Origin of the sequence: Streptomyces sp. cg40, assembly GCF_050320165.1 — a bacterium.
Classification (GTDB): domain Bacteria; phylum Actinomycetota; class Actinomycetes; order Streptomycetales; family Streptomycetaceae; genus Streptomyces; species Streptomyces hokutonensis.
Map to the genome: position 1 here is coordinate 559,820 of NZ_CP190128.1, position 19,717 is coordinate 579,536.

The window sequence follows — 19,717 nt, forward strand, 5'->3', positions numbered from 1 at the left end:
CCGACTTCACCCGGTCCCGGCGCGAACCGCCCTCGGCGAAGCGCCCAACTCCCGTCGGCACGCCTTGTTGAAGGCCTGGAGGTCGCCGATGCCGACGGCCGCCGCGATCGCCGGGACGGACAGCGTGGACTCCCGCAGCAGGTGCCGTGCGTGTTCCAGGCGGCGGTGTCGGATGTAGGCGACGACCGTGCTGCCGAGTTCGGCGCGGAACAGGCGGATGAGGTGGTTGTGCGAGACCCCGGCCGCGCGCGCCACCTCGGGCACCGTCAGCGGGGCCGCCAGGTGCGCCTCGATGTGTGCGACGGCGAGGGCGAGCGCGGGGTGGGGTCCGGCGGTGTCACCGGCAGCCGGGGTCGCGAGGTCGGCCACCCGCCACAGCACGGTCCACAACTCGGCGGCGGCCCGGGCGGAGTTGCGCGGTGCCGCCGCGACGGCCCGCAGCATCAGGTCGGTGAGCACAGGCGTCTGCGTGCCGGCGTCCTGCATCACGGGAACGGTCAACCGCTCACCGGCGGACGCGAGTTCCAGGTGGGCGAAGAGATGCTCGGACCGGCCCCGGTAGTGGAAGCGCACCAGCGCACCGGGCGGCACCAGGCTCACACGGCCGGGCCTGATCCGGTACGGCACCCCGTCGACCGTCAACTCCGCCTCGTACCGGTAGAGATGGAGCTGCCAGAGGTCGGGCAGCCGGAACACGTCACGCGGACTCGCCGTGCCGTGCACACCGACACCGAGGCCCGCGACGCGCGGCGGGGCGTCGAGGCAGATCCGCACGTGGGTTCCCGTCCCGCTGGTCGCGCTCACGGTGAAAACGTACCAGTTCCCGACTTGGGGTCGACAGCTGTCAAGACTCTTCCGGGCGTTCGGGTGTGATGTTCCCCTCTTCGGCAATACCGGGGCCCCAACCGGGCATCCGGATAGGGCACATGCCGTGCGGCCGGACCGGAAAAGGGGAGCCCGTGGATTCGACCACAACCGTGATCGTCGTCGCCGTGGTGCTCGCGGTGGCGCTGCTCGCCGTGGCCGTCGGAGTGCTGGTGCGGCTCGTCCGCATGCGGCGCGGACTGCGGCGCGCAGGGCTTCCGACCGGCCCCAAATGGGTTTTCTGGGGTGCCGTCCTCTACTTCGTACTGCCGACCGACCTGATGCCCGATCCCGTGTACTTGGACGACATCGCCGTACTTCTCCTCGCCCTGCGCTCGATGCGCAAGTCCCTCGGCGAGCAGGAGGAGGGGCGGCCGGGCGACCTCGGCTGAGCCCGGCGAGCGTCTTACCTTCCTTACTATGACTACGCAGAGTAAGGAAACCATTCACTCGTTCGATTCGTATAAGTCTCTGGAAGCAGACGGAAGTCAGCGGGCCAAGCGACCTCGCGGGGTGGCCACCGCTTGCACGAGGCAGTACCGACGAGGGAGAGACGATGCAACCGTTCGCGCTCAACTACGCTCGCCCGGCAGCACAGTTGGAGCTCACCACTCCGTACAGCTACGACTCCGGACTGCAGTTGAACGTGCTCGCCGACGGACGGGTCGCCGCCCATGATCTCGCTCTGCTGAGAGAACTGGGGACCACGACGTCCACCGCGGGATCGAAGACTCACTTCGACGACTGAACACGGAACGACGAAAATGACCGTGTTGGTCCTTACCTGCGAAGAGGACGTCACCGCGGACCTGGTGATGGTGCATCTGCACGCGGCCGGCGTCCCCGTGGTCCGGATCGATCCCGCCGACCTCACCGGCGGGGTCGCGCTCTCCGGCGAGTACGTCCACGGAGCCTTCCGCGGCCATCTCGCGGCCGGCGGGCGGCTGGTGAGCGTGAGCGGACTGCGTTCCATCTGGGTGCGCAGACCGGGCGCCCCGGCGACCCGCGCACCCCAGCCCTCCGCGTGGCTCACCGAGGAGGCCTCACAGGCGCTCTACGGCATGCTGCGCGGCTCCGGCGCGCGCTGGATGAACCACCCCGACGCGGCGCGCCGCGCCCGGCACAAGCCCTGGCAGCTGCGGCTGGCCCAGCGCAGCGGGCTGCCTGTGCCCGCCACGCTGATCACCACGTTCCCGCAGGCCGCCCGCGAGTTCTCGCGGCGCTTCCCGGACCTCGTGGTCAAGCCGGTCTCCGGCGCCCATCCGCAGGATCCGCCCCGGGCGGTGCCGACCAGCCGGGTCGCGCCGGACACCGACTTCGCCGCCGTGGCCCTCGGCCCCACACTGCTGCAACGCCGGGTCGCCAAGCGCGCCGACATCCGGCTCACCGTGGTGGGCGACCGGATGCTGGCCGCCCGGATGGCGACCGCCCCGGACGCGGACCCCGCCGAGGTCGACGTCCGTTTCGCCGCACCCGCGCAGCCCTGGCGTCCCACCGAGGTCCCGCCGCGCATCGCCGAGGCCGTGCTGACGTATCTGCGCGAGGCCGAACTGGCCTACGGCGCCTTCGACTTCGCCGAGGACGCGGACGGGACCTGGTGGTTCCTGGAGTGCAACCAGTCGGGCCAGTTCGGCTTCGTCGAGGCGGACACCGGCCAGCCGATCGCCCGCACCATCGCGGAGTGGCTGGCCCTGCCCGCCGACCCGGAGCGGGAGGGTCTGGTCAACGGGTCGGACAGCACCGTCGCTTGACGTAGCGGAAACGGTTCGCCGCGGTCACAGTGCGCAGTCGTCCTGCCAGTCGCACGCGCCACAGACGACCAGCCGCAGCGCCCGGTCGTGGTGATGGTCGACCGTGACGTACGGGCGCAGCCGTTCGCTGCTCCCGCCGCACCGCGGGCAGCTCGCGAACAGCCCCAGAGGGCCGAAGTCGCTGATGGCCAGGGTGCTTTCGGTGGGGGTGCCCCGAACGGGGAGCGGCGGCACGAGGGCCGGGAAACCCAGGCGCACGATCATCGCCGCCGCCTCGTCCGACACCCGGCCCCCGCCCTGGGCCAGCCGTACGTGGCGCAGTCCGGCGAGGGCGGACGGCAGCGGTGTGTCGTCGAGTCGGACGGGCACGTGTGCGCCGAGCGGCGCGGGTTCCGTCCGCGTTCGGTCCCACGCCGCCGACCACAGCAGGACGACGACGGTCTCCGGGTCGGGGGGACCGTCCGAGGCTGTCGGCCACACGGCGGGCACGACGTCGGCCCCGACGCGTCCCAGCGCGTCCGCGAGCGCGAACGCCGCCCGCTCGTCCTGCCGTTGATAGGTGAGTCGCGTGTGCACGCACTCATGGTGCGGCATGCCGGGGACGTCCGGCACGCCTGTGGTGTTACGACCCGTATGTCCCCAGGAGGGCGCACACGGCGTCCTCCTCGACCGCGCGCACTTTGCTCAGCAGGGCGGCGTTCCCGGCCTGGTTCACCTGAGTTGTCAATGAGAAAGTGAGCGCGCGCCGGCCGTCGGGCGTCGCCGCCATCAACTGTGTGTAACCAAGGGTGTTCCCGGTATGTCCCAGAACGACCCCGCAACGGGTCTCGTAGCGGAAGATGGCCAAGCCCGCGCTGTTGCGGCCCGGTCCCGCCGGTTCGGACGCGCCGGGGATCCAGTGCCGCTGTTCCCGCAGCGCCGCCTTCGAGGTGAGGGCTCCGGAGGCGTAGCCGCCGATGAACGAGGCCAGGTCGCGGGGCGAGGAGGTGATGCCGCCGGACGCCCACACCCCCGACATGCCGATCGCCTCGCTGACGTCCTCGGGTCCCGACGGCCCGCCGACCGCGTAGCCGTGCATGTACGGGTCCGGCATCCGGTACCCCTGCGGCAGGCTCGTGTCGCGCAGGCCCAGCGGCCGGTACACGTCGCGCCGGAGCAGGTCCTCGTAGCGCGCGCCGGTCGCGGCCTCCGCCATGAGCGCCACGGCGATGTTGTCGGAGTTGGAGTACTGGTACTGCGAGCCGGGTGCGAACCGCAGCGGCTCTCCCGCCACGAAGTCGAGCAGGTGCCGCGAGTCGAAGTGGTGGTGCGGGTCGGCCTGGATGAGGCTGCGGAACTCCGGACTCTGGCTGAAGTCCGGGAGCCCACTGGTGTGCTGGAGCAGCTGACGCAGCGTCACTGCCCGCCAGGCCTTGGGCAGTTGGGGCAGTCGCTTGCCGATCGTGTCGTCGAGGGAGAGCCGGTGCTGTCGTACGAGACTCAGGGCCACCGCCCCGCTGAACGCCTTGCTGGTGCTCGCGGTCCGGGTGTGGTCGTCCGCTTCGAGCGGGCGGCCGGTGGTGATGTCGGCGGTGCCGGCCCGCAGGACGCGCTGCCGGTCGCCGTCGCGCAGCACGACGATCACTCCGGGCGGGCCGTCCGGGGCGGCGACCAGTTCGTCGAGGCCGCGCTGGAGGGAGTGGTCGTCGGCCGCGGCGGGCGACGCGGGGACGAGGGCGCCGACACAGCCGGCGACCAGGAGGGAGACGAGACGGAGCGGCAGGGGCATCGGGTGTCCTGGGGGCAGTGGGGGCAGGGCACGACCAGAATCCGGGGACGCCCCGGCGCCCGCACGGGCACGTGCTCCATACGGCCGCGTCCGGTCCCCCTCCGCACGGTGTTGCCGGGTGCGCCGGGCTGTGCCGTAATCGGATGAGCCGCGGTTCGGATCCTGACGGTGCCGTGCCCCGTCGGAAGGAGCGGCCGGAATGGACGCTTACGGTGCCGGGGACGGTGTCACGGCCGCCTCGGGAGGACTGCTGGACCTGTTGCAGGTCGCGGCGGTGGTCCTGGACGCCGGCGGGTACATCGCGCTCTGGAGTCCCGAGGCGGAGCAGTTGCTCGGCTACTCCGCCGAGGAGGCACTGACGCAGCGCGCCGACCGGCTGCTGGTGTCGCCCGACGACCGGGTCCGGGCGCGTGAACTGTTCGCCCAGGTGGGCTCGGGTGCCCGCTGGGCGGGGGTCTTCCCGCTGCTGCACCGGGACGGCACGGAGCGGCCCGTGGAGTTCCGCACCATGCGGCTGCGCGACAGCCACGGCCAGGCGCATCTGCTGGGTCTCGCGGCGGACGCGTCGACGGTACGGGGCGTGGAGCGGGACCTTGCGCTGTCCCACAGCCTGGTGCGGCAGACGCCGGTGGGCATCGCGGTGTTCGACACCGATCTGCGGTGGGTGACGGTGAACCCGGCCCTGGAGCGCATCAACGGCGTACCGGAGGCGGAGGTCGTCGGGCGCCGGGTCGGCGAGGTGCTGCCGGGCCTGGACGTGGCGGCCATCGAGTCACGGATGCGGCATGTGCTGATCACCGGCAAGCCACTGCTCGACCAGCAGACCGTGGGCCGTACGGCGGCCGATGCCGTGGAGCGGGCCTACTCGGAGTCGTACCACCGCATCGAGGACGCGCAGGGCCGGGTGCTCGGTCTCGCGATGGCCGTCCTGGACGTCACCGAGCGGGAGCAGGCCGCGGCCGAGGTCGCGCAGGCGCGCCAGCACCTGTCCGTGGTGGCGGAGGCCGGGGTGCGGATCGGGACGACGCTGGACCTCCAGCAGACCGCGCGGGAGCTGGCCGACGTGGCGGTGCCGCATGTGGCCGACCTGGCCGCCGTCGACGTACTGGAGTCGGTCGTGGCGCACGGCGGGATCACTCCGGTGGCCGGTGACGCGCAGGTCGAGTTCCGGGCGCTGGCCGTCGCGGCCGGCTACCTCACCGACGCGATCCACGCGGCGGACCCGGTCGGCGAACTGGCCACCTACGGCCCGCACCGCATCATCACCCAGTGCGTGCGCGAGGCCGGGCCGATCCTGGTGGAGCGGGTGGACCGGCCGATGATGCGACGCATCGCCAGGGACGGACGCGCCGCCCAGACCCTGCGCGCGGCGGGCGTCCACTCCTATCTCGCCGTCCCGCTGATGGCCCGCGGCGAGGTGCTCGGCACACTGAGCCTCTACCGCACCGTCAACGAGCGCCCCTTCGACGAACAGGACCGCGTCCTCGCCTCGGAACTCGCCGCGCGGGCCGCGATCTGCATCGACAACGCCCGCCTCTACGGCCGTGAGCGCACCACCGCGCTGACCCTTCAGCGCAGCCTGCTGCCGCCGGCCCCGGCCCGGCAGGAGGGGCTCGACATCGCCGCCCGCTATCTGCCGGCGCTGAGCGAGGTCGGGGGCGACTGGTACGACGTGCTGCCGCTGGGGCCCGGCCGGACCGGACTCGTGGTCGGCGATGTGATGGGCAAGGGTGTCCAAGCCGCCGCCATCATGGGGCAGTTGAGCTCCGCGACCCGCGCGCTGGCCCGACTCGACCTACCGCCCGCCGAGTTGCTGCACCACCTCGACGACCTCACCGGCTCCCTCGACACCATCGCGACCTGCGCGTACGGCGTGGTCGACCTCGGCCGGGGCACCTGCGCCCTGTCCAGCGCCGGGCATCTGCCGCCCGTCCTGATCCGCCCGGACGGAAGCGCGGAACTCCTCGACATCCCCGGCGGAGTCCCGCTCGGGGTCGGCGGGGTGGACTTCGGGACCACCGAAGTGCCGTTCACCACAGGCGCGTTGCTCGCCCTGTACTCCGACGGGCTGGTGGAGAACCGGGGCGAGTCGATCGACGTGGGGCTGCACACGCTGACGCGGTTGTTGCAGAGTTCCCGGCGCCCGCTGGAGCAGACGAGCGACATGCTCCTCAACGCCCTGCGCCCGGAGCCCGACGACGATGTCGCGCTCCTCCTGGTCCGCGCCACGGGCTGACCGGTCAGGCGCCCGTGGTCGAACCGGGGCGAATGATCATGAGGACGGTGACGGTGGCCCACAGCAGGTTGAAGATGCCGGTGAACATGGCGAGTTGAACGGTCCCGGCACGCTCCACGGGCCTTCCTGCGCCGAGTTCCTCCAGGAGTTCGTCCTGACGTGGCAGGACGAAGGCGATCAGGAGGCCGGCCGCCACCGCGGTGAGGGTGATGGAGGCGATGAGCCAGCCGCTGCCCAGGACGCCCATCGCGGCGGCGGTGGCGAAGCCGAAGAGGGGCACGGCGAGGCCGACCGCGCCGTAGAGACGGCAGATGCGGTGCAGCAGTCGTACGGTCGTCACCCCTGCGTCGGGGCCGTCCGTAGCGGTGAGGGCGCGGCGGGCCGCCGACGGGAACATGCTGGCGGCGACGGTCACGGGGCCGACCGCGACGATGGCGGCGAGCACGTGCAGGGCGAGAAGGATCTTGGTCACCGGCCCAGGCTAGGGAGGTCCCGTCCTGGCGCACAGGGGCTGGAACGACAGCTTCCAACGGATTCCCGCCAACGCGTGTGGTCAGGCTTCGGAGGCACAGGGGCGTGTCACCGGGCTGGCGGGAATCTGTCTATCGTGGTGTTCATGCACACCGTCGCGATCCTCGTTCTCGATCATGTGGTGCCGTTCGACATGGCCACCCCGATGGAGGTGTTCGGCCGTACCCGGCTGCCCGACGGCCGGAACGCGTACCGGATCCGGGTGTGCGGCGAGACGCCGGAGGTGCGGACGGACGGGTTCGCGCTACGGGTCGACCACGGCCTTGAGGCACTGGCGGACGCCGACACCGTCATCGTCCCCGGCTGCTCCGAGCAGGCCGGGCCGCCGTCCCCACGAGTGCTGGCGGCGCTGCGGGAAGCAGCGGCGGCGGGTACCCGGATCGTGTCGATCTGCGCCGGTGCCTTCGTGCTCGCCGAGGCCGGACTGCTGGACGGGCTGCGCGCCACCACCCACTGGATCGCCGCGGATCTGCTGGCCCGCGAGTATCCGCTGGTCGAGGTGGAGCCGGACGTGCTGTACGTCGACAACGGGCAGATCCTCACCTCGGCCGGGGCCGCCGCCGGGCTCGACCTGTGTCTGCACCTCATCCGCCGGGACTTCGGCTCGGCCGTCGCCGCCGACGCGGCCCGCCTCTCCGTCATGCCGCTCGAACGCGAGGGCGGACAGGCCCAGTTCATCGTGCACCGGCACCCACCGGTCCCCCAGGGTTCGACCCTCGAACCGCTCCTCCAGTGGATCGAGGACAACCTCGCCCACGAGGTCACGTTGGGGACGCTGGCCGCGCGATCGGGCATGAGCGAGCGGACGTTCAGCCGCCGCTTCCGCGAACAGACGGGCAGCACACCGCTCCAGTGGCTGCTGCGCGCCCGGGTTCGACGCGCCCAGTACCTGCTGGAGAACAGCGACCATCCGATCGAACGCGTCGCCCAGCAGGCCGGGTTCGGCTCCCCCACCGCGTTCCGCGAACGCTTCCGCAAGGTGGTCGGCACGAGCCCGCAGGCATACCGCTCGGCGTTCCACGGCAGGACGGCGCGCGAAGTGGCGGTCTCCTGAAGGCGCTACGCGAGGGCGCGGTCGTCGGCGGCCTCGCCACGCGCCGCCGCCAGCAGGGCGTCCGCCTCGACGATGGCCTCGCGGATGCCCGTGGTGCCCGTCATCACGCACAGGGTGTAACTGACGTCGTTCAACTCGGCGGCCGTCTGCGGGCGTTGCCCCTCCGCGTGGGCGATGCGGAGCACCGCGTACCGGGTGAGCAGTTTCCTGACGGCCTTCGGGTCCGGCACGAGCACGGAGCGCCCCTCTCTCGTTGTGCGCTCCGTGTGCCCCGCCCAAGCCGGATCAAGCACCCTCCCACGAGATCCGGTCAGGCGACCTGCCCACTGTGCAGCGCCGTGTACGCCCCACCCCTGCGCAGGAGTTCGTCGTGCGCGCCGACCTCCAGGATCGCTCCGTCGCCCATCACCACGATGCGGTCGGCGCTCCGGACCGTGGACAGCCGGTGCGCGACGACGAAGGTCGTACGGCCGTGGAGCAGTCGGGCGAGGGCCTGTTGGACGAGCGCCTCCGAGCGGGTGTCCAGGGCCGAGGTGGCCTCGTCCAGGACGAGGACCTTGGGGTCGCGGATCAACGCCCGTGCGATAGCGAGGCGTTGGCGCTGGCCGCCGGACAGCCTGGCCCCGCGCTCGCCCACCAGGGTGTCCAGTCCCTGCGGCAGCTTGTCCACGAACTCAAGGGCGTTGGCGTCCCGCAGCGCCGCGCGCACCGACTCCTCGTCGGCGTCGTCCATGCCGTAGGCCACGTTGTCGCGGATGGTGCCGTCGAAGAGGATCGACTCCTGGGGGACGACCGAGACGAAGCGGCGGTAGGTGCGCAGGTCGAGGGTGTTCATGTCGGTGCCGTCGAGGAGGAGTTGGCCGGCGGTGGGGCGGATGAAGCCGATGACGAGGTTGAGGACCGTGGACTTGCCGGCGCCGGACGCGCCGACGAGGGCGACGGTCTCGCCGGGTGCGACGGCGAGGGTGAAGTCGCGGACGGCGGGGCGGAGTTGGCCGCCGTCGTAGGTGTGGCCGACGCTCCGGAAGGTGACGGCTCCGCGTACCGCCGTGACCACCTCCTTGCCCTCGTTGTCCTCCAGCTCGGGCGCCTGGAGCACCTCGCCGACGGAACGGACCGATTCCAGACCCTTGGTGATGACCGGGGCCAGGCCCATGAGGGTCGTCGTGGAGTTGGTGAGGGTCGTCAGGAAGGCGCTGAGCATGACGACGTCGCCGGCGGTGACGCCCCAGACGCCGTAGTACGACACCAGGGCCGCGCCGGCGAGGACCAGGACGCCGACGACGTTCAGGACGACCCAGGCCAGCGAGCCGAAGCGGCCGTTGAGGAGGTCGAGGCGGTTTCCGGTGGTGAGGAGGCGGCGCAGGGTGCCGTCCATGCGGCGCAGGGCCTTGCCCTCCAGGCCGTGGGCGCGGGTGACCGGGATGAGGCGGGTCATCTCCGTGACGCGCGAGGACAGGGTCTCGACCTCGTGGCGGAAGTGCTCGTTGTGGGTGCGCAGGCGGGCCCGCAGCCGGGACACGAGCAGCGCGGCGACCGGCACGACGACCACGAAGACGGGCACGAACTCCGGTGTGCGGAAGGCGATGATGACCAGTCCGCCGGTGAGCACGGTGATCGCGCCGAGCCCGGTCTCGGCGGTCTGCTGCACCATCTGCTCGACCGTCTCGACGTCCCGCACGACCTTGGCCTGGAGCACCCCCGCGCTGACCCGGGAGTGGTAGCCGATGGAGAGCTGCTGCATCCGCGTGCACAGGGCCGAGCGCAGGTCGGTGCCCATGCGGCGGACGCTGCCGTAGAGGAGGCGGACGTAGAGGACGTGCAGGGGGTAGTTGATCAGCAGGATGAACAGGATGACGCCGGTGCTGATCCAGAGCCTGCTGACCGGCTGGTGCTGGACGACCGTGTCGATGATGGACGCGGTGATCAGCGGGAGCAGCCAGATGGGGCTGTGCTTGACCGTGAACACCGCGACGGCCAGGGCGAGGCGTCTGCGGTCCTCGCGGAACAGGTAGGCGAGGGTGCGGATCGGGTGTTCGTCGCGGTAGCGGTGGTCGAGCGGCTTGTCCGTGGACGACGCCATCGGTGGTGGTCCTCCCCCTGTGACCGGTTGACGGGCAAGCGCTTTCTTCCCCTGCCCGCCCCAACTACACCTCCGGCGTCACCGCCGTCTCAGGCGGCGTCCAACTCCGCGAACTCCTCGGCGGAGAGCGTCAGTTCGGGCGCGGCGGCCGAGTCGCGGATCGTCTCGGGGCGGCTGGAGCCCGGGATCGGTACGACGACCGGGGACTTGGCGAGCATCCAGGCCAGGCACACCCGCTGCGGGCTGACCCCGTGCTGCTCGGCGATCTTGGCGAACGGCGCGTAGGCGGAGCCGAGTTCACCGGCGCGGCTGATGCCGCCGAGGGGGCTCCAGGGCAGGAACGCGATACCGAGCTCGTCGCACAGCTCCAGCTCCGGCTCGCTGGAACGGAAGGCCGGGGAGAACTGGTTCTGCACGGAGACCAGCCGCCCGCCGAGGATCTCGTTGGCGAGCCGGATCTGCTCCGGGTTCGCGTTGGAGATCCCGGCGAGGCGGATCTTGCCCGCGTCGAGCAGGTCCCGGATCGCGCCGACGGAGTCCGCGTACGGGACCCTGGGGTCCGGGCGGTGGAACTGGTAGAGCCCGATGGCCTCCACGCCCAGTCGGCGCAGGGAGGCCTCGCAGGCCTCCTTCAGGTACTCGGGGCTGCCGTTCAGGGTCCAGCTGCCGTCCCCGGGACGGAGATGGCCGCCCTTCGTCGCGACCAGGACGTCCGCACCGCGGTCGTGCGAGGCGAGGGCCTTGGCGATCAGGGTCTCGTTGTGTCCGACCTCGTCGGCGTGCAGATGGTAGGCGTCCGCGGTGTCGATCAGAGTCACGCCCGCGTCGAGGGCGGCGTGGATGGTGGCGAGGGAGCGGGCCTCGTCCGGCCGCCCCTCGATCGACATGGGCATACCGCCCAGGCCGACAGCACTGACCTCGACGTCACCGATACGGCGGGTGTCCATTGCTCGTGCTCCTCTTCCGGTCTTCCGGCTGTCGCGCAGAACCGTGCCGTCCCGGCCCGCCGGACGACCGGTCGGGTCGCGGCGGGCAGGGCACGTCCTCCAGCCTCTCCGGCCCGGGTCCGCAGGTCCAATAGAAGAAATCGAACGCATCCAGCAGCGGGACTGCTCAATCGGTGACTCGCGGGAAGGGCTTGCGCACCTGCCCTGTTCATGTGGCACGCTCACCGGCGACCGGTTCGTCCGGCGGATTCGAACCGTGGATCCGCCCCGTGGAGAGGCACCGCCATGCGCATCGGACTGCTCGGCACCGGCCCTTGGGCACAGATGGCACACGCCCCCGCCCTCGCCGGGCACGCGGAGTGGGACTTCGCGGGCGTGTGGGGCCGCCGCCCGGACGCGGCCAAGACACTGGCCGACCAGTACGGCGTCCCGGCCTACGACGACGTCGACGCGCTCCTCGCGGACGTGGACGCCGTCGCCGTGGCCCTTCCGCCTTCCGTTCAGGCCGAGTTGGCGGTGCGGGCCGCGCGGGCGGGCCGTCATCTGCTGCTGGACAAGCCCCTCGCCCCGACGGTGGAGCAGGGGCGGGCCGTGGTCGACGCGGTGCGGGAGGCCGGGGTCGCGTCGGTCGTGTTCTTCACCACCCGCTTCCTGCCGGAGACCGAGGCGTGGATCACCGAACAGGCCGACGCCGAGGGCTGGTTCACCGCTCGGGCCCAGTGGCTGGGCTCGGTGTTCACCAGCGACAGCCCGTTCGCGGCCTCGCCCTGGCGGCAGGAGAAGGGCGCGCTGTGGGACGTCGGCCCGCACGCCCTGTCCGTGCTGCTCCCGGTGCTCGGTGACGTCCGCCGGGTGGCGGCGGCCGTACGGGGTCCCGGGGACACGGCCGTGCTGGTCCTCGACCATGTGGACGGTGCGTCCAGCACGCTCACCCTGAGCCTCACCGCGCCGCCCGCGGCGGCGGGCGTCGAGGTCGAACTCCGGGGCGCGGCCGGGGTGACCAGCCTTCCGGACAGCTCGGGCACCGCGGTGTCCGCCCTGGTCCGGGCCGCCGACGCGCTGGCCGAGGCCGTCCGCACGGGCCGGCCGCACCCGTGCGACGCGGCTTTCGGGCAGCGGGTCACCGAGATCCTGGCGCGGGCCGAGGCGATGGTGACCGGCGAAACCGACTGATCACTCGCCGCCGGGCGCCTACGCCTTCCCGTCCTCGTCGTCCTCGTCGTCGAACGGCTCGTCGCTCCACCGGAACCAGGCCCGCTCCCCCTCGATGTGCAGGAGGAACTCGGGCACCGGCCCGTCCGGCGAGGTGAGCGTGACCTGTCTACGGACCTCGTCGTAGGCCTCCTCCCACCGCGTCCAGTCGTCGTCCGCCTGCGCGAGAGCGAGTTCCCGCGCGAACAGCTCCCGTACGGCGTCGAAAGCCGGACCCGCGGTGAACTTGCCCGACAGCCAGGGAAAATCGGCGTCGTCGATCAGGATCTCCCCGACCAGTTCCCCGGCCGTCTCCTCGCCCCCACGCACCTGCCAGACCTCGCCGACGAACCCCATGCCCGCCTCCATCCCGCCGTAGAGCCATGTGCCGTAGATCGACCTGCCGCCAGCATGGCACCCGGCACTGACAGTCGGCCCGGAACCTGGTGGCGGGCCGGGCCGACCGCTCTACGAACCGGTGCGGCTACTCGACGAACTCGAAGTTGGCGCGCTCGCGGATGACCGGATAGCCGACCTGGGCGAAGTGCGCGGCCATCGGGAAGTTGCCCTGGTCCGTGGCCGCCGCGATGAACTCGGCGCCGCGCTCGGCGAGATAGTGGGTGCACTCGGCCAGCAGGTCGCGGGCGTAGCCGTGACCGCGCTGTTCCGGTACGACCCCGATGAAGCCGACGCAGGGGCCCGACGGATTGCGGGCCGGGATGTGGATGCCCACGAGGTCGCCCTCGGGGGTGCGGGCGACCTGCCACCACTCGCGCGGGGACGGGCACCAGCGGAAGAAGTCGATCTCCTCCTGTGCGGCCTTTTCGACTCCCCCTTGGCCGATGGCCCGTTGGGCGTGGGCGTCGAGGGTGACGGAGTGGATGCGGCGCAGTGCGTCGAAGAACACGGCGTCGTCGGGTTCGGGGGCGAAGTCGAGGCGTCCGGGGCGTTCGGGCAGGCCGCACTCCGGGGTCCAGCGGTAGATGAAGCGCTCGACGAGGAGGTCGTAGCCCGCCGCGCGCAGGGCGGTGAAGCGGGCTTCGGCGGCGGCGCGGGTCTCGGGGCTGTCGCGCCAGCCGGCGGGGATGTTCAGTTCCACGTCGACCCGCCAGGGCACGCTGCGCAGGAGTTCGGCCCCCGCCTCCTCCTCTCCCTCGATCAGGTCGAAGCAGTCGACGGCGAGGGGCTCGGTGTCGCCCGGACCACCCCACCAGGCGGCGCGCGCGACGACCGTGCCGTCGCGCAGGGCCACCCGCTGCCAGTCGGGCCGCCAGACCGTCAGCCGGTGCGCGGCTCGGGCGCCGAGCGGGTCGGGAAGTGCGTCGAAAAGGTGCGCGTCGTTCTCGTCGAGCGCGCGAATGACCAGATCGGTCATGGACTGAATCCTCCGGGATGCGTACTGCGTGAAGCGCTCCCCGTCAGGTCAGTCGAGGCACACCGGGTCAACGGGGAGGGAGCGCTGGGATGTTGTGAACCTCATGGCACTCGCCTCCTTCCGCTGGTCTCAAGGCGTGCATGCGCACGCTAGGTCATCGATCTCCCGGCCGTCCAACCCTTTTCCGGTCCGGCCCGGCGGAGCGGGACTCCGCCGGGCCGGCGCGCATCACTTCGGGAGTTGTCCCGGGTCGGTCGCCCAGCTCGTGTCGGGCTCGGTGGCCAGGCCGAAGTCCAGCCTGCCGCCCTTGAGGGTCAGGGCGGCGCCGGTCCACGAGCGGGTGAGGTCGCGGCCGTTGAGCCGTACGGCGTCGACGTAGATGTGGGTGTCGTCGGCGTCGGGCGCGGTGATGACGATGTCCGTGCGGCCCGGCCGGTCGAGGACCGCCTTCGGGAAGAGCGGTGCGCCGAGCAGCAGGTCGGCGCTGCCCGGGGTGCGCGGATAGATGCCGAGGGCGGAGAGGACGTACCAGGCGGACATGGTGCCGAGGTCGTCGTTGCCGGGCAGGCCCTTGGGGCCGGTGCCGTAGGCGGTGTCGAGGATCTGGCGGACGGTCGCCTGGGTCTTCCAGGGCCGGCCGAGGGAGTTGTAGAGCCAGGGGGCGTGGATGTCGGGCTCGTTGGTCGGGTCGTAGCGCAGCGCGTCGCCGCCCCGGACCGACCAGGCGCCGTCGGCCGTGTGGAAGAAGGCGTCGAGCCGGGTGGCGGCCGTCTCGCGCCCTCCCATCGCCTCGGCGAGGCCCGCCACGTCCTGGGGGACCATCCACACGTAGGCGGCGGCCGAGCCCTGGGCGAAGCCGAGGTCGCTCGCCGGGTTGAACGGGGTCACCCAGGAGCCGTCGAGCTTGCGGGCCTGGATGTAGCCGGTGACGGGGTTGAAGACGTTGCGCCAGTAGGCGCCTCGCGCCTCGAAGTCCTTCGCCTCCTCCGTCCGGCCCAGCAGTTTCGCCCACTGGGCGAGGGCGGAGTCGGCGACCGCGTCCTCCAGGGTCTCGGCGGCGCCGCCCCAGCAGTGGCACACGTCCTGGGCGGCGTAGTGGGAGGTCATGTACTGGGCCAGGTTGGGGCGTTGGCCCACGCACTGGCCGGGGCAGCCGGCGTCCGAGAGTTCGTCCGCGTTGGGCACGGTGGCCTGCTGGACGAGGGAGTCGAAGGCGCCCTTGTAGTCGAAGTTCCGGACGCCCATGGCGTAGAACGTGGCCAGGGTCGCGGCGGACGGGTCGCCCGTCATGACGTGGGTGGCGCCGCTGATGTGCACCCAGCGGTCCCAGACTCCGCCGTTCTGCTGGGCGAAGTTGTAGAGCGATTGGGCGAAGTCGCCCGCGACGGTGGGCTCCAGGAGCGCGAGCAGCTGGATCTGGGCGCGGTACTGGTCCCAGCCGGAGAAGTTGCTGTACTGCGCCCGCTGGCCGCGTGCCAGCCGGTGGACGGCCTGGTCCATGCCCCAGTAGCGGCCGTCCGTGTCGCTGATCAGGTTGGGCTGCATGAGGGCGTGATAGAGCGCCGTGTAGAAGGTCTGACGGCGGGCCGGGGTGCCGCCGTCGACGCGTACGGTGCTCAACACGCGGTCCCACGCGCGGGCGCCCGCCTTGGCCACGTCGGCCACGCGCGCGTGCGGGGCGATTTCCTGGCGGAGGTTGGTCTCGGCCCCGGCAAGGCTGACGTACGAGATACCGAGCCGCATGTGGACATCGTTGTCAGCCGCCGTGTCGAAGCCGACCCAGCCGCCGGAGCCGCGTCCCGCGCGGTCGGCGCCCGTGGCGTATCCCTCCCCTCCGGAGGCGGTCGTCGAGCCGGGTGACACGGTGCTGTCGTGCCAGGTGCCGACCGAGGAGAAGGCGCGGTCGAAGGAGGCGCTGAAGTAGAGCCGATAGTAGCTCTTGCGGTTGTTGACACCGCCGTTGGCGCGGCGCCCGCAGAAGGCGCCGGTGAGGACCCAGCCGGTGATCTTGCGGTGGGCGGTGTCGATGTCGACGTGCGCGTCCGCGCTGCCGTTGAGGGAGTTGGAGACGCGGAAGAGGAGGCTCGCCGGGCGGTCGGCGGGGAAGGTGAAGTCGGCGACTCCGGCGCGCTTGCTGACGGCCAGGTCGGCGGTGGCGCCGGAGGCGAGGCCGAGGGTGTAGCGGCCCGGGGTGGCCTTCTCGTCGGCGTGCGAGAAGTTCGACGCGTAGACGGCGTCCTTGGTGTCCGCCGACGGTGACGAGGCGATGTCGCCGACGAACGGCAAGATCGGTACGTCGCCCGCCGCGCCGGGGTTGCAGCCGGCGCCGTTGACGTGGGTGAGGCTGAGGCCGCGGATGCGGGTGGCGCCGTACTCGTAGCCGTTGGCTGCGCCCGTGCCGGTCTGGTCGCCGGTGGTGCTGGTCGGGGACCAGGCGATCATGCCGCCCGGGAGGGTGGCGCCGGGGTAGGTGTTGCCGCCGTTGGAGGATCCGATCAACGGGTCGACGAGCGAGGACAGTTCGCCGGAGATACCGGTCGCCGCGGCGGGGGCGGGGAACGGCGCGGCTGCGGCGAGCGCGGTCGTGACCACCGCGGCCGCGACACCGAGGCCGAACCGCCTTGCCGTGCCCAGTAGTTGATGACGCATGCGTCAAGTCGCCTTTCGGGGAAGGGACATGGGACCGAAGAGACAGGGGGCGTCGCGAGGCTAGGAGGCCTCGCGATGGGAGGGAAGAGGAACCCGGGTACGGGTGATGAAGCGCTGGTGAACGCTCCACCGTCCGCTTAAGTGATCCTTAAGCACGGATTAAGCCACCCATCCTTCCTTGTTTCCGCAGGTCAGCGCAGTGACGACTTCTCTCCGACCCATTGGCCGAGGCAGTGGTCCTGCGTAACATCGGGCCTCGGCGGCGGTGTCGACGCGACGCTGTGAGAGCGCTCTCAAAGCGTCGGCACCGTCCGTTCCGCACGGCCCGACCCGCACGGAGGCCCCCACATGACTCCCCCGACTTCCCGTCATCGGCGCACGCTCGGCCGCCGCCAGCTGCTCTTCGCCCTCGGCGGGGCGGCGGTGGCCGCTCCCGCGGTCGCGGCCCTCGCACCGCACGCCCTCGCGGACACCAAGTCCATGGCGACGAACGCCGATCGGGCTCAGGCGGGCGGGCTCCCGTTGACACTGGTCAACAACAGCGGTTCGTTCGACAACGCGAGCGTGCACGTCTACATCGTCGGCAACGCGGACGGCACACAGGTGCGGGTCACCCCCGACGGGACGCTCGCGCCGATAGCCCTCGCGGACAACGGCGCCGACGGTTTCACCGACTATGCGATCAGTCTCAACTCGGGTGCGGAGACGACGATTTCACTCCCGTACCTCTCGGGCCGCATCTACGTCTCCCTCGGCGCGAAGCTCAGGTTCAGAGCAGTGGCGGACGGTAACGGCAACCCGGCGCTCCAGTACCCGGCCGGCTGGGTCGCCTCCGACCCCAACTACCAAGTCCTCCACGACTGCGCCGAGTTCACGCACAACGCGTCGGGGATGTTCTGCAACACGACGATGGTCGACATGTTCAGCGTGCCGTTGAGCATCCGGCTGACCGGCGCCCAGGACCAGACGACGGGCACGCTGCGCGACGGCGGCCGGGCCTCGGTGTTCGCCGCGGTACGGCAGGTCGAGGCGTTCGCTCCGCTGGTCGTGGACGACACGCGGGTCGTCGCGCCGGGGCACGGACTGGACGCCGGCCTGTTCGCGGCGGACTACTTCGCGCCGTACATCGACGAGGTCTGGAGCACCTACACCGGCAAGGACCTCACCGTCACCACGAACGCGGGCGCCTTCACCGGCCGGGTGCGCGCCGACCGGTTCGCCTTCACCGGCCCCGCCCCGGTCTCCTTCGCGAAGCCGTCGACCCGGGACGTGCTGTTCTGCGACGGCAATCTGGCCGCCCCGAACGACGGCACCACCGGCCCGGTCGCGGCCGTGCTCGGCGCGGGCTTCAACCGCACCACTCTCCTGTCGGACTCCGCCCAACCGACCACCGACGCCTCGGAGTTCTACCGCACCGACCTCACGAACCACTACGCGAAGGCGGTGCACGCGGCCACCGCCGACGGCCGGGCCTACGGCTTCGCCTTCGACGACGTGGCGGACTTCGCGTCGTACGTCCAGGACACGGCGCCGACGGGGATACGGCTGACGCTCACGCCGTTCTGAAGCCGGAGAGGGCGGGAGCGCGGCCCCCGCCCTCTCCTGTTCCGTACCGCTCAGTTCGGACGTTGCATGCGCCGACGCCACCACGCCAGACCCGCGCCGATCAGCAGGATGCCCGCCGCGCCCGAGCCCACCGACGCGGCGATCAGGCCGGTGTTGCTCGTGCCGCCGGCCGAGCCGGTCGGCTGCAGGGCGTTGCCCACCTGGTCGCGGACGCTGCTGCCACCGGCCGTGCCCTTCGCGAGCGGGCCTCGCGAACCGGCGACGGGCTCGGCCAGGTAGGGGAAGGAGTCGCCGAACTTCTGGTCGTTGGCGTCGACCGCGTCCCCCAAGTCGTTCTTGGCGCCGACCAGTTCGCCCTCGACGACCTGGAGCGAGATGTCCACGACGTCGTCGGTGAGGCGACGCCCGTTCGGGAAGCCCGCGTTGTCGCCGTCGAGGACACCGAGCCGCTTCGGGTCGGCGGTCGGCTTGATCGAGGTGTTCAGGCGCAGCATCTCGGCCGGTCGTACGCCCGGCGGCTGGTTGAGGCCCTTGACGCCCTTGAGGAAGACGTCGACGAGATCGTGGCGCGGTTCCGCGGGTGCCTTGATCTTGTAGATGGCCTCCATGAGTTTCGGCAGTTCCGGGTTGGTCACGTTCTTCAGGAACTGGGCGTCGTTCCAGGGCGAGGACGCGTTGAACCTGTCCTTGTCCTTCAGCGGGTTGACGACCTCGTTGACCAGCGGGTTGCCCAGCCGCGAGACCTGCTCGTAGTCGCCGTGGGCGTTCTTCCGCTGGGTGGTCGACCAGATGCCCACGACCGGCTGCTGCTTCGACTCGGTGATCATGTCGGTGGGCAGTTGCAGGGCTATCGAGTTGACGTTGTAGCCCTTGAGGGTGTCGTTGCCGACCTCGGAGAGATTTCCGCCGTAGAGGAGGTCGAAGACGCGCAGGTCCAGGAAGAACGGGTCGTCCGCCTGCCCGGCGAACGTCCGCCCTCCGTGCGCGAGTTGACGGACGGCCTGCTGGCGCAGCTTGGCGTAGTCGGGCATCGATGCCTTGCCGACGTTCGACGGGGCCACCGGTACGTCGTCGGCGAGCTTCGTCTTCGACACGAGACTCTGGTTGTGCAGCTTGAGCAGGTCGATGTCGTAGGTCTGGGTGACGTTCAGGTCCGAGTCGTCGAGGCTGGTGACCGGGCCGGTGTTGTACAGGAACGTCTTCTTGTTCTTCGTGTGTGTCTTGAAGGTGTAGCGCAGCAGCAACTCACCTTGCGCGTCACCGTTGTTGTCGATGTGGATGTCGTACTGGGCGTCGTCCGCGAACGTGTAGAAGTTCGGGCCGCCCGCCGGGTCCTCGAACGGGATCCAGTTCGCGATGATCGTCGTCGTCGCCGGATCGTCCGGACTGACGAAGGCGTACACGTCCGTGTTGTCGTACTTGGGTTGCCCCGAGATCAGCGGGGCCTCCCGGTGACTGGAGGCGGAAGCCGCCCCCGGTTCCAGCGTGGTCATGCCGGCGGCTGCGAGTCCCCCGGCGGCCAGCGCACCTGCTACGAGGGTCGCGAGGCTCCTGCGCCGCGCACCGCTCCTGGCGATAGGTGTCATACCGTCCGTCCTCCGTGCCAACTTCCCTGACGCTCGGAGATTCGGAACGGCCACCCCTTCCGGATTGGTGAATATTGAGTGATCTGACCGATCTTTCAGTTGATCTATCGATTTGG

General features: G+C 71.1%; 18 protein-coding genes. 7 read left to right on the forward strand and 11 right to left on the reverse strand.

What is annotated here, in order from left to right:
• Positions 1-6: 6 nt before the first annotated feature.
• Positions 7-804: a helix-turn-helix domain-containing protein gene (locus tag ACQHII_RS02335; protein WP_427917583.1), complete on the reverse strand. Its 798-nt coding sequence runs from the start codon at positions 802-804 to the stop codon at positions 7-9.
• Between the two features lie 155 nt (positions 805-959).
• Here ACQHII_RS02335 and ACQHII_RS02340 point away from each other — a divergent pair, with 155 nt between their 5' ends.
• The 3 genes from ACQHII_RS02340 (at position 960) to tgmB (ending at position 2,615) form a co-directional block, all read left to right on the forward strand.
• Positions 960-1,256 (forward strand): YkvA family protein, encoded by a 297-nt coding sequence (locus ACQHII_RS02340; RefSeq protein ID WP_019070093.1) that lies wholly within the window; start codon positions 960-962, stop codon positions 1,254-1,256.
• Positions 1,257-1,420: 164 nt separating this feature from the next.
• The gene (gene tgmA, locus ACQHII_RS02345) at positions 1,421-1,612 is read left to right on the forward strand and encodes a putative ATP-grasp-modified RiPP (RefSeq protein WP_019070092.1); all 192 of its coding nucleotides are present in this window, start codon (positions 1,421-1,423) and stop codon (positions 1,610-1,612) included.
• Between the two features lie 16 nt (positions 1,613-1,628).
• Complete coding sequence (gene tgmB, locus ACQHII_RS02350; RefSeq protein ID WP_427917584.1) at positions 1,629-2,615, forward strand: ATP-grasp ribosomal peptide maturase; 987 nt, start codon at positions 1,629-1,631, stop codon at positions 2,613-2,615.
• Positions 2,616-2,639: 24 nt separating this feature from the next.
• On the opposite strand, the gene ACQHII_RS02355 is transcribed toward tgmB, so the two are convergent.
• Together ACQHII_RS02355 and ACQHII_RS02360 are read right to left on the reverse strand one after the other, a co-directional pair.
• Positions 2,640-3,191 carry a hypothetical protein gene (locus ACQHII_RS02355; protein ID WP_427917585.1) on the reverse strand — a complete coding sequence of 184 codons (552 nt, stop codon included), beginning with the start codon at positions 3,189-3,191 and terminating at the stop codon, positions 2,640-2,642.
• A gap of 46 nt (positions 3,192-3,237) precedes the next feature.
• Positions 3,238-4,383: a serine hydrolase domain-containing protein gene (locus ACQHII_RS02360; RefSeq protein ID WP_427917586.1), complete on the reverse strand. Its 1,146-nt coding sequence runs from the start codon at positions 4,381-4,383 to the stop codon at positions 3,238-3,240.
• Positions 4,384-4,582: 199 nt separating this feature from the next.
• On the opposite strand from ACQHII_RS02360, the gene ACQHII_RS02365 reads away from it, so the two are divergent.
• On the forward strand, positions 4,583-6,619 hold the full coding sequence (locus ACQHII_RS02365; RefSeq protein WP_427917587.1) for a SpoIIE family protein phosphatase: 2,037 nt from the start codon (positions 4,583-4,585) through the stop codon (positions 6,617-6,619).
• Between the two features lie 4 nt (positions 6,620-6,623).
• Here the strand turns inward: ACQHII_RS02365 and ACQHII_RS02370 are convergent, their stop codons facing one another.
• Entirely contained in the window at positions 6,624-7,091 is a 468-nt protein-coding gene (locus tag ACQHII_RS02370) for a hypothetical protein (RefSeq protein ID WP_427917588.1), read from the reverse strand.
• Between the two features lie 144 nt (positions 7,092-7,235).
• On the opposite strand from ACQHII_RS02370, the gene ACQHII_RS02375 reads away from it, so the two are divergent.
• Complete coding sequence (locus tag ACQHII_RS02375; protein WP_427917589.1) at positions 7,236-8,204, forward strand: GlxA family transcriptional regulator; 969 nt, start codon at positions 7,236-7,238, stop codon at positions 8,202-8,204.
• A 5-nt stretch (positions 8,205-8,209) separates the two neighbouring features.
• Here ACQHII_RS02375 and ACQHII_RS02380 read toward each other — a convergent pair whose 3' ends face one another.
• The 3 genes from ACQHII_RS02380 to ACQHII_RS02390 form a co-directional block, all read right to left on the reverse strand.
• On the reverse strand, positions 8,210-8,440 hold the full coding sequence (locus ACQHII_RS02380; protein WP_427917590.1) for a DUF5133 domain-containing protein: 231 nt from the start codon (positions 8,438-8,440) through the stop codon (positions 8,210-8,212).
• 74 nt (positions 8,441-8,514) lie between these two features.
• Positions 8,515-10,287: an ABC transporter ATP-binding protein gene (locus tag ACQHII_RS02385; protein ID WP_427917591.1), complete on the reverse strand. Its 1,773-nt coding sequence runs from the start codon at positions 10,285-10,287 to the stop codon at positions 8,515-8,517.
• Between the two features lie 89 nt (positions 10,288-10,376).
• Positions 10,377-11,234 carry an aldo/keto reductase gene (locus ACQHII_RS02390; protein ID WP_427917592.1) on the reverse strand — a complete coding sequence of 286 codons (858 nt, stop codon included), beginning with the start codon at positions 11,232-11,234 and terminating at the stop codon, positions 10,377-10,379.
• A 285-nt stretch (positions 11,235-11,519) separates the two neighbouring features.
• On the opposite strand from ACQHII_RS02390, the gene ACQHII_RS02395 reads away from it, so the two are divergent.
• On the forward strand, positions 11,520-12,407 hold the full coding sequence (locus tag ACQHII_RS02395; protein ID WP_427917593.1) for a Gfo/Idh/MocA family protein: 888 nt from the start codon (positions 11,520-11,522) through the stop codon (positions 12,405-12,407).
• Positions 12,408-12,425: 18 nt separating this feature from the next.
• Here ACQHII_RS02395 and ACQHII_RS02400 read toward each other — a convergent pair whose 3' ends face one another.
• The 3 genes from ACQHII_RS02400 to ACQHII_RS02410 all read right to left on the reverse strand — a co-directional run bounded on the left by ACQHII_RS02400 (position 12,426) and on the right by ACQHII_RS02410 (position 16,449).
• Positions 12,426-12,782, reverse strand: coding sequence for a hypothetical protein (locus tag ACQHII_RS02400; protein ID WP_427917594.1), 357 nt, complete (start codon positions 12,780-12,782; stop codon positions 12,426-12,428).
• Positions 12,783-12,909: 127 nt separating this feature from the next.
• Positions 12,910-13,800, reverse strand: coding sequence for a GNAT family N-acetyltransferase (locus tag ACQHII_RS02405; RefSeq protein WP_427917595.1), 891 nt, complete (start codon positions 13,798-13,800; stop codon positions 12,910-12,912).
• Positions 13,801-14,028: 228 nt separating this feature from the next.
• Positions 14,029-16,449, reverse strand: coding sequence for a GH92 family glycosyl hydrolase (locus ACQHII_RS02410; protein ID WP_427917596.1), 2,421 nt, complete (start codon positions 16,447-16,449; stop codon positions 14,029-14,031).
• Between the two features lie 348 nt (positions 16,450-16,797).
• Here ACQHII_RS02410 and ACQHII_RS02415 point away from each other — a divergent pair, with 348 nt between their 5' ends.
• On the forward strand, positions 16,798-18,015 hold the full coding sequence (locus ACQHII_RS02415; protein ID WP_427917597.1) for a beta-1,3-glucanase family protein: 1,218 nt from the start codon (positions 16,798-16,800) through the stop codon (positions 18,013-18,015).
• A gap of 50 nt (positions 18,016-18,065) precedes the next feature.
• On the opposite strand, the gene ACQHII_RS02420 is transcribed toward ACQHII_RS02415, so the two are convergent.
• A complete protein-coding gene (locus tag ACQHII_RS02420; RefSeq protein ID WP_427917598.1) occupies positions 18,066-19,601 on the reverse strand; it encodes a DUF4331 family protein in 1,536 nt (511 codons plus the stop codon).
• Between the last annotated feature and the right edge of the window lie 116 nt (positions 19,602-19,717).

Excerpts from the sequence above, each read along its gene's own strand:
- tgmA (WP_019070092.1), top strand. The coding sequence starts at position 1,421 with ATGCAACCGTTCGCGCTCAACTACGCTCGCCCGGCAGCACAGTTGGAG.
- tgmB (WP_427917584.1), top strand. The coding sequence starts at position 1,629 with ATGACCGTGTTGGTCCTTACCTGCGAAGAGGACGTCACCGCGGACCTG.
- ACQHII_RS02360 (WP_427917586.1), bottom strand. The coding sequence starts at position 4,383 with ATGCCCCTGCCGCTCCGTCTCGTCTCCCTCCTGGTCGCCGGCTGTGTC.
- ACQHII_RS02365 (WP_427917587.1), top strand. The coding sequence starts at position 4,583 with ATGGACGCTTACGGTGCCGGGGACGGTGTCACGGCCGCCTCGGGAGGA.
- ACQHII_RS02375 (WP_427917589.1), top strand. The coding sequence starts at position 7,236 with ATGCACACCGTCGCGATCCTCGTTCTCGATCATGTGGTGCCGTTCGAC.
- ACQHII_RS02385 (WP_427917591.1), bottom strand. The coding sequence starts at position 10,287 with ATGGCGTCGTCCACGGACAAGCCGCTCGACCACCGCTACCGCGACGAA.
- ACQHII_RS02390 (WP_427917592.1), bottom strand. The coding sequence starts at position 11,234 with ATGGACACCCGCCGTATCGGTGACGTCGAGGTCAGTGCTGTCGGCCTG.
- ACQHII_RS02395 (WP_427917593.1), top strand. The coding sequence starts at position 11,520 with ATGCGCATCGGACTGCTCGGCACCGGCCCTTGGGCACAGATGGCACAC.
- ACQHII_RS02400 (WP_427917594.1), bottom strand. The coding sequence starts at position 12,782 with ATGGGGTTCGTCGGCGAGGTCTGGCAGGTGCGTGGGGGCGAGGAGACG.
- ACQHII_RS02405 (WP_427917595.1), bottom strand. The coding sequence starts at position 13,800 with ATGACCGATCTGGTCATTCGCGCGCTCGACGAGAACGACGCGCACCTT.
- ACQHII_RS02410 (WP_427917596.1), bottom strand. The coding sequence starts at position 16,449 with ATGCGTCATCAACTACTGGGCACGGCAAGGCGGTTCGGCCTCGGTGTC.
- ACQHII_RS02415 (WP_427917597.1), top strand. The coding sequence starts at position 16,798 with ATGACTCCCCCGACTTCCCGTCATCGGCGCACGCTCGGCCGCCGCCAG.
- ACQHII_RS02420 (WP_427917598.1), bottom strand. The coding sequence starts at position 19,601 with ATGACACCTATCGCCAGGAGCGGTGCGCGGCGCAGGAGCCTCGCGACC.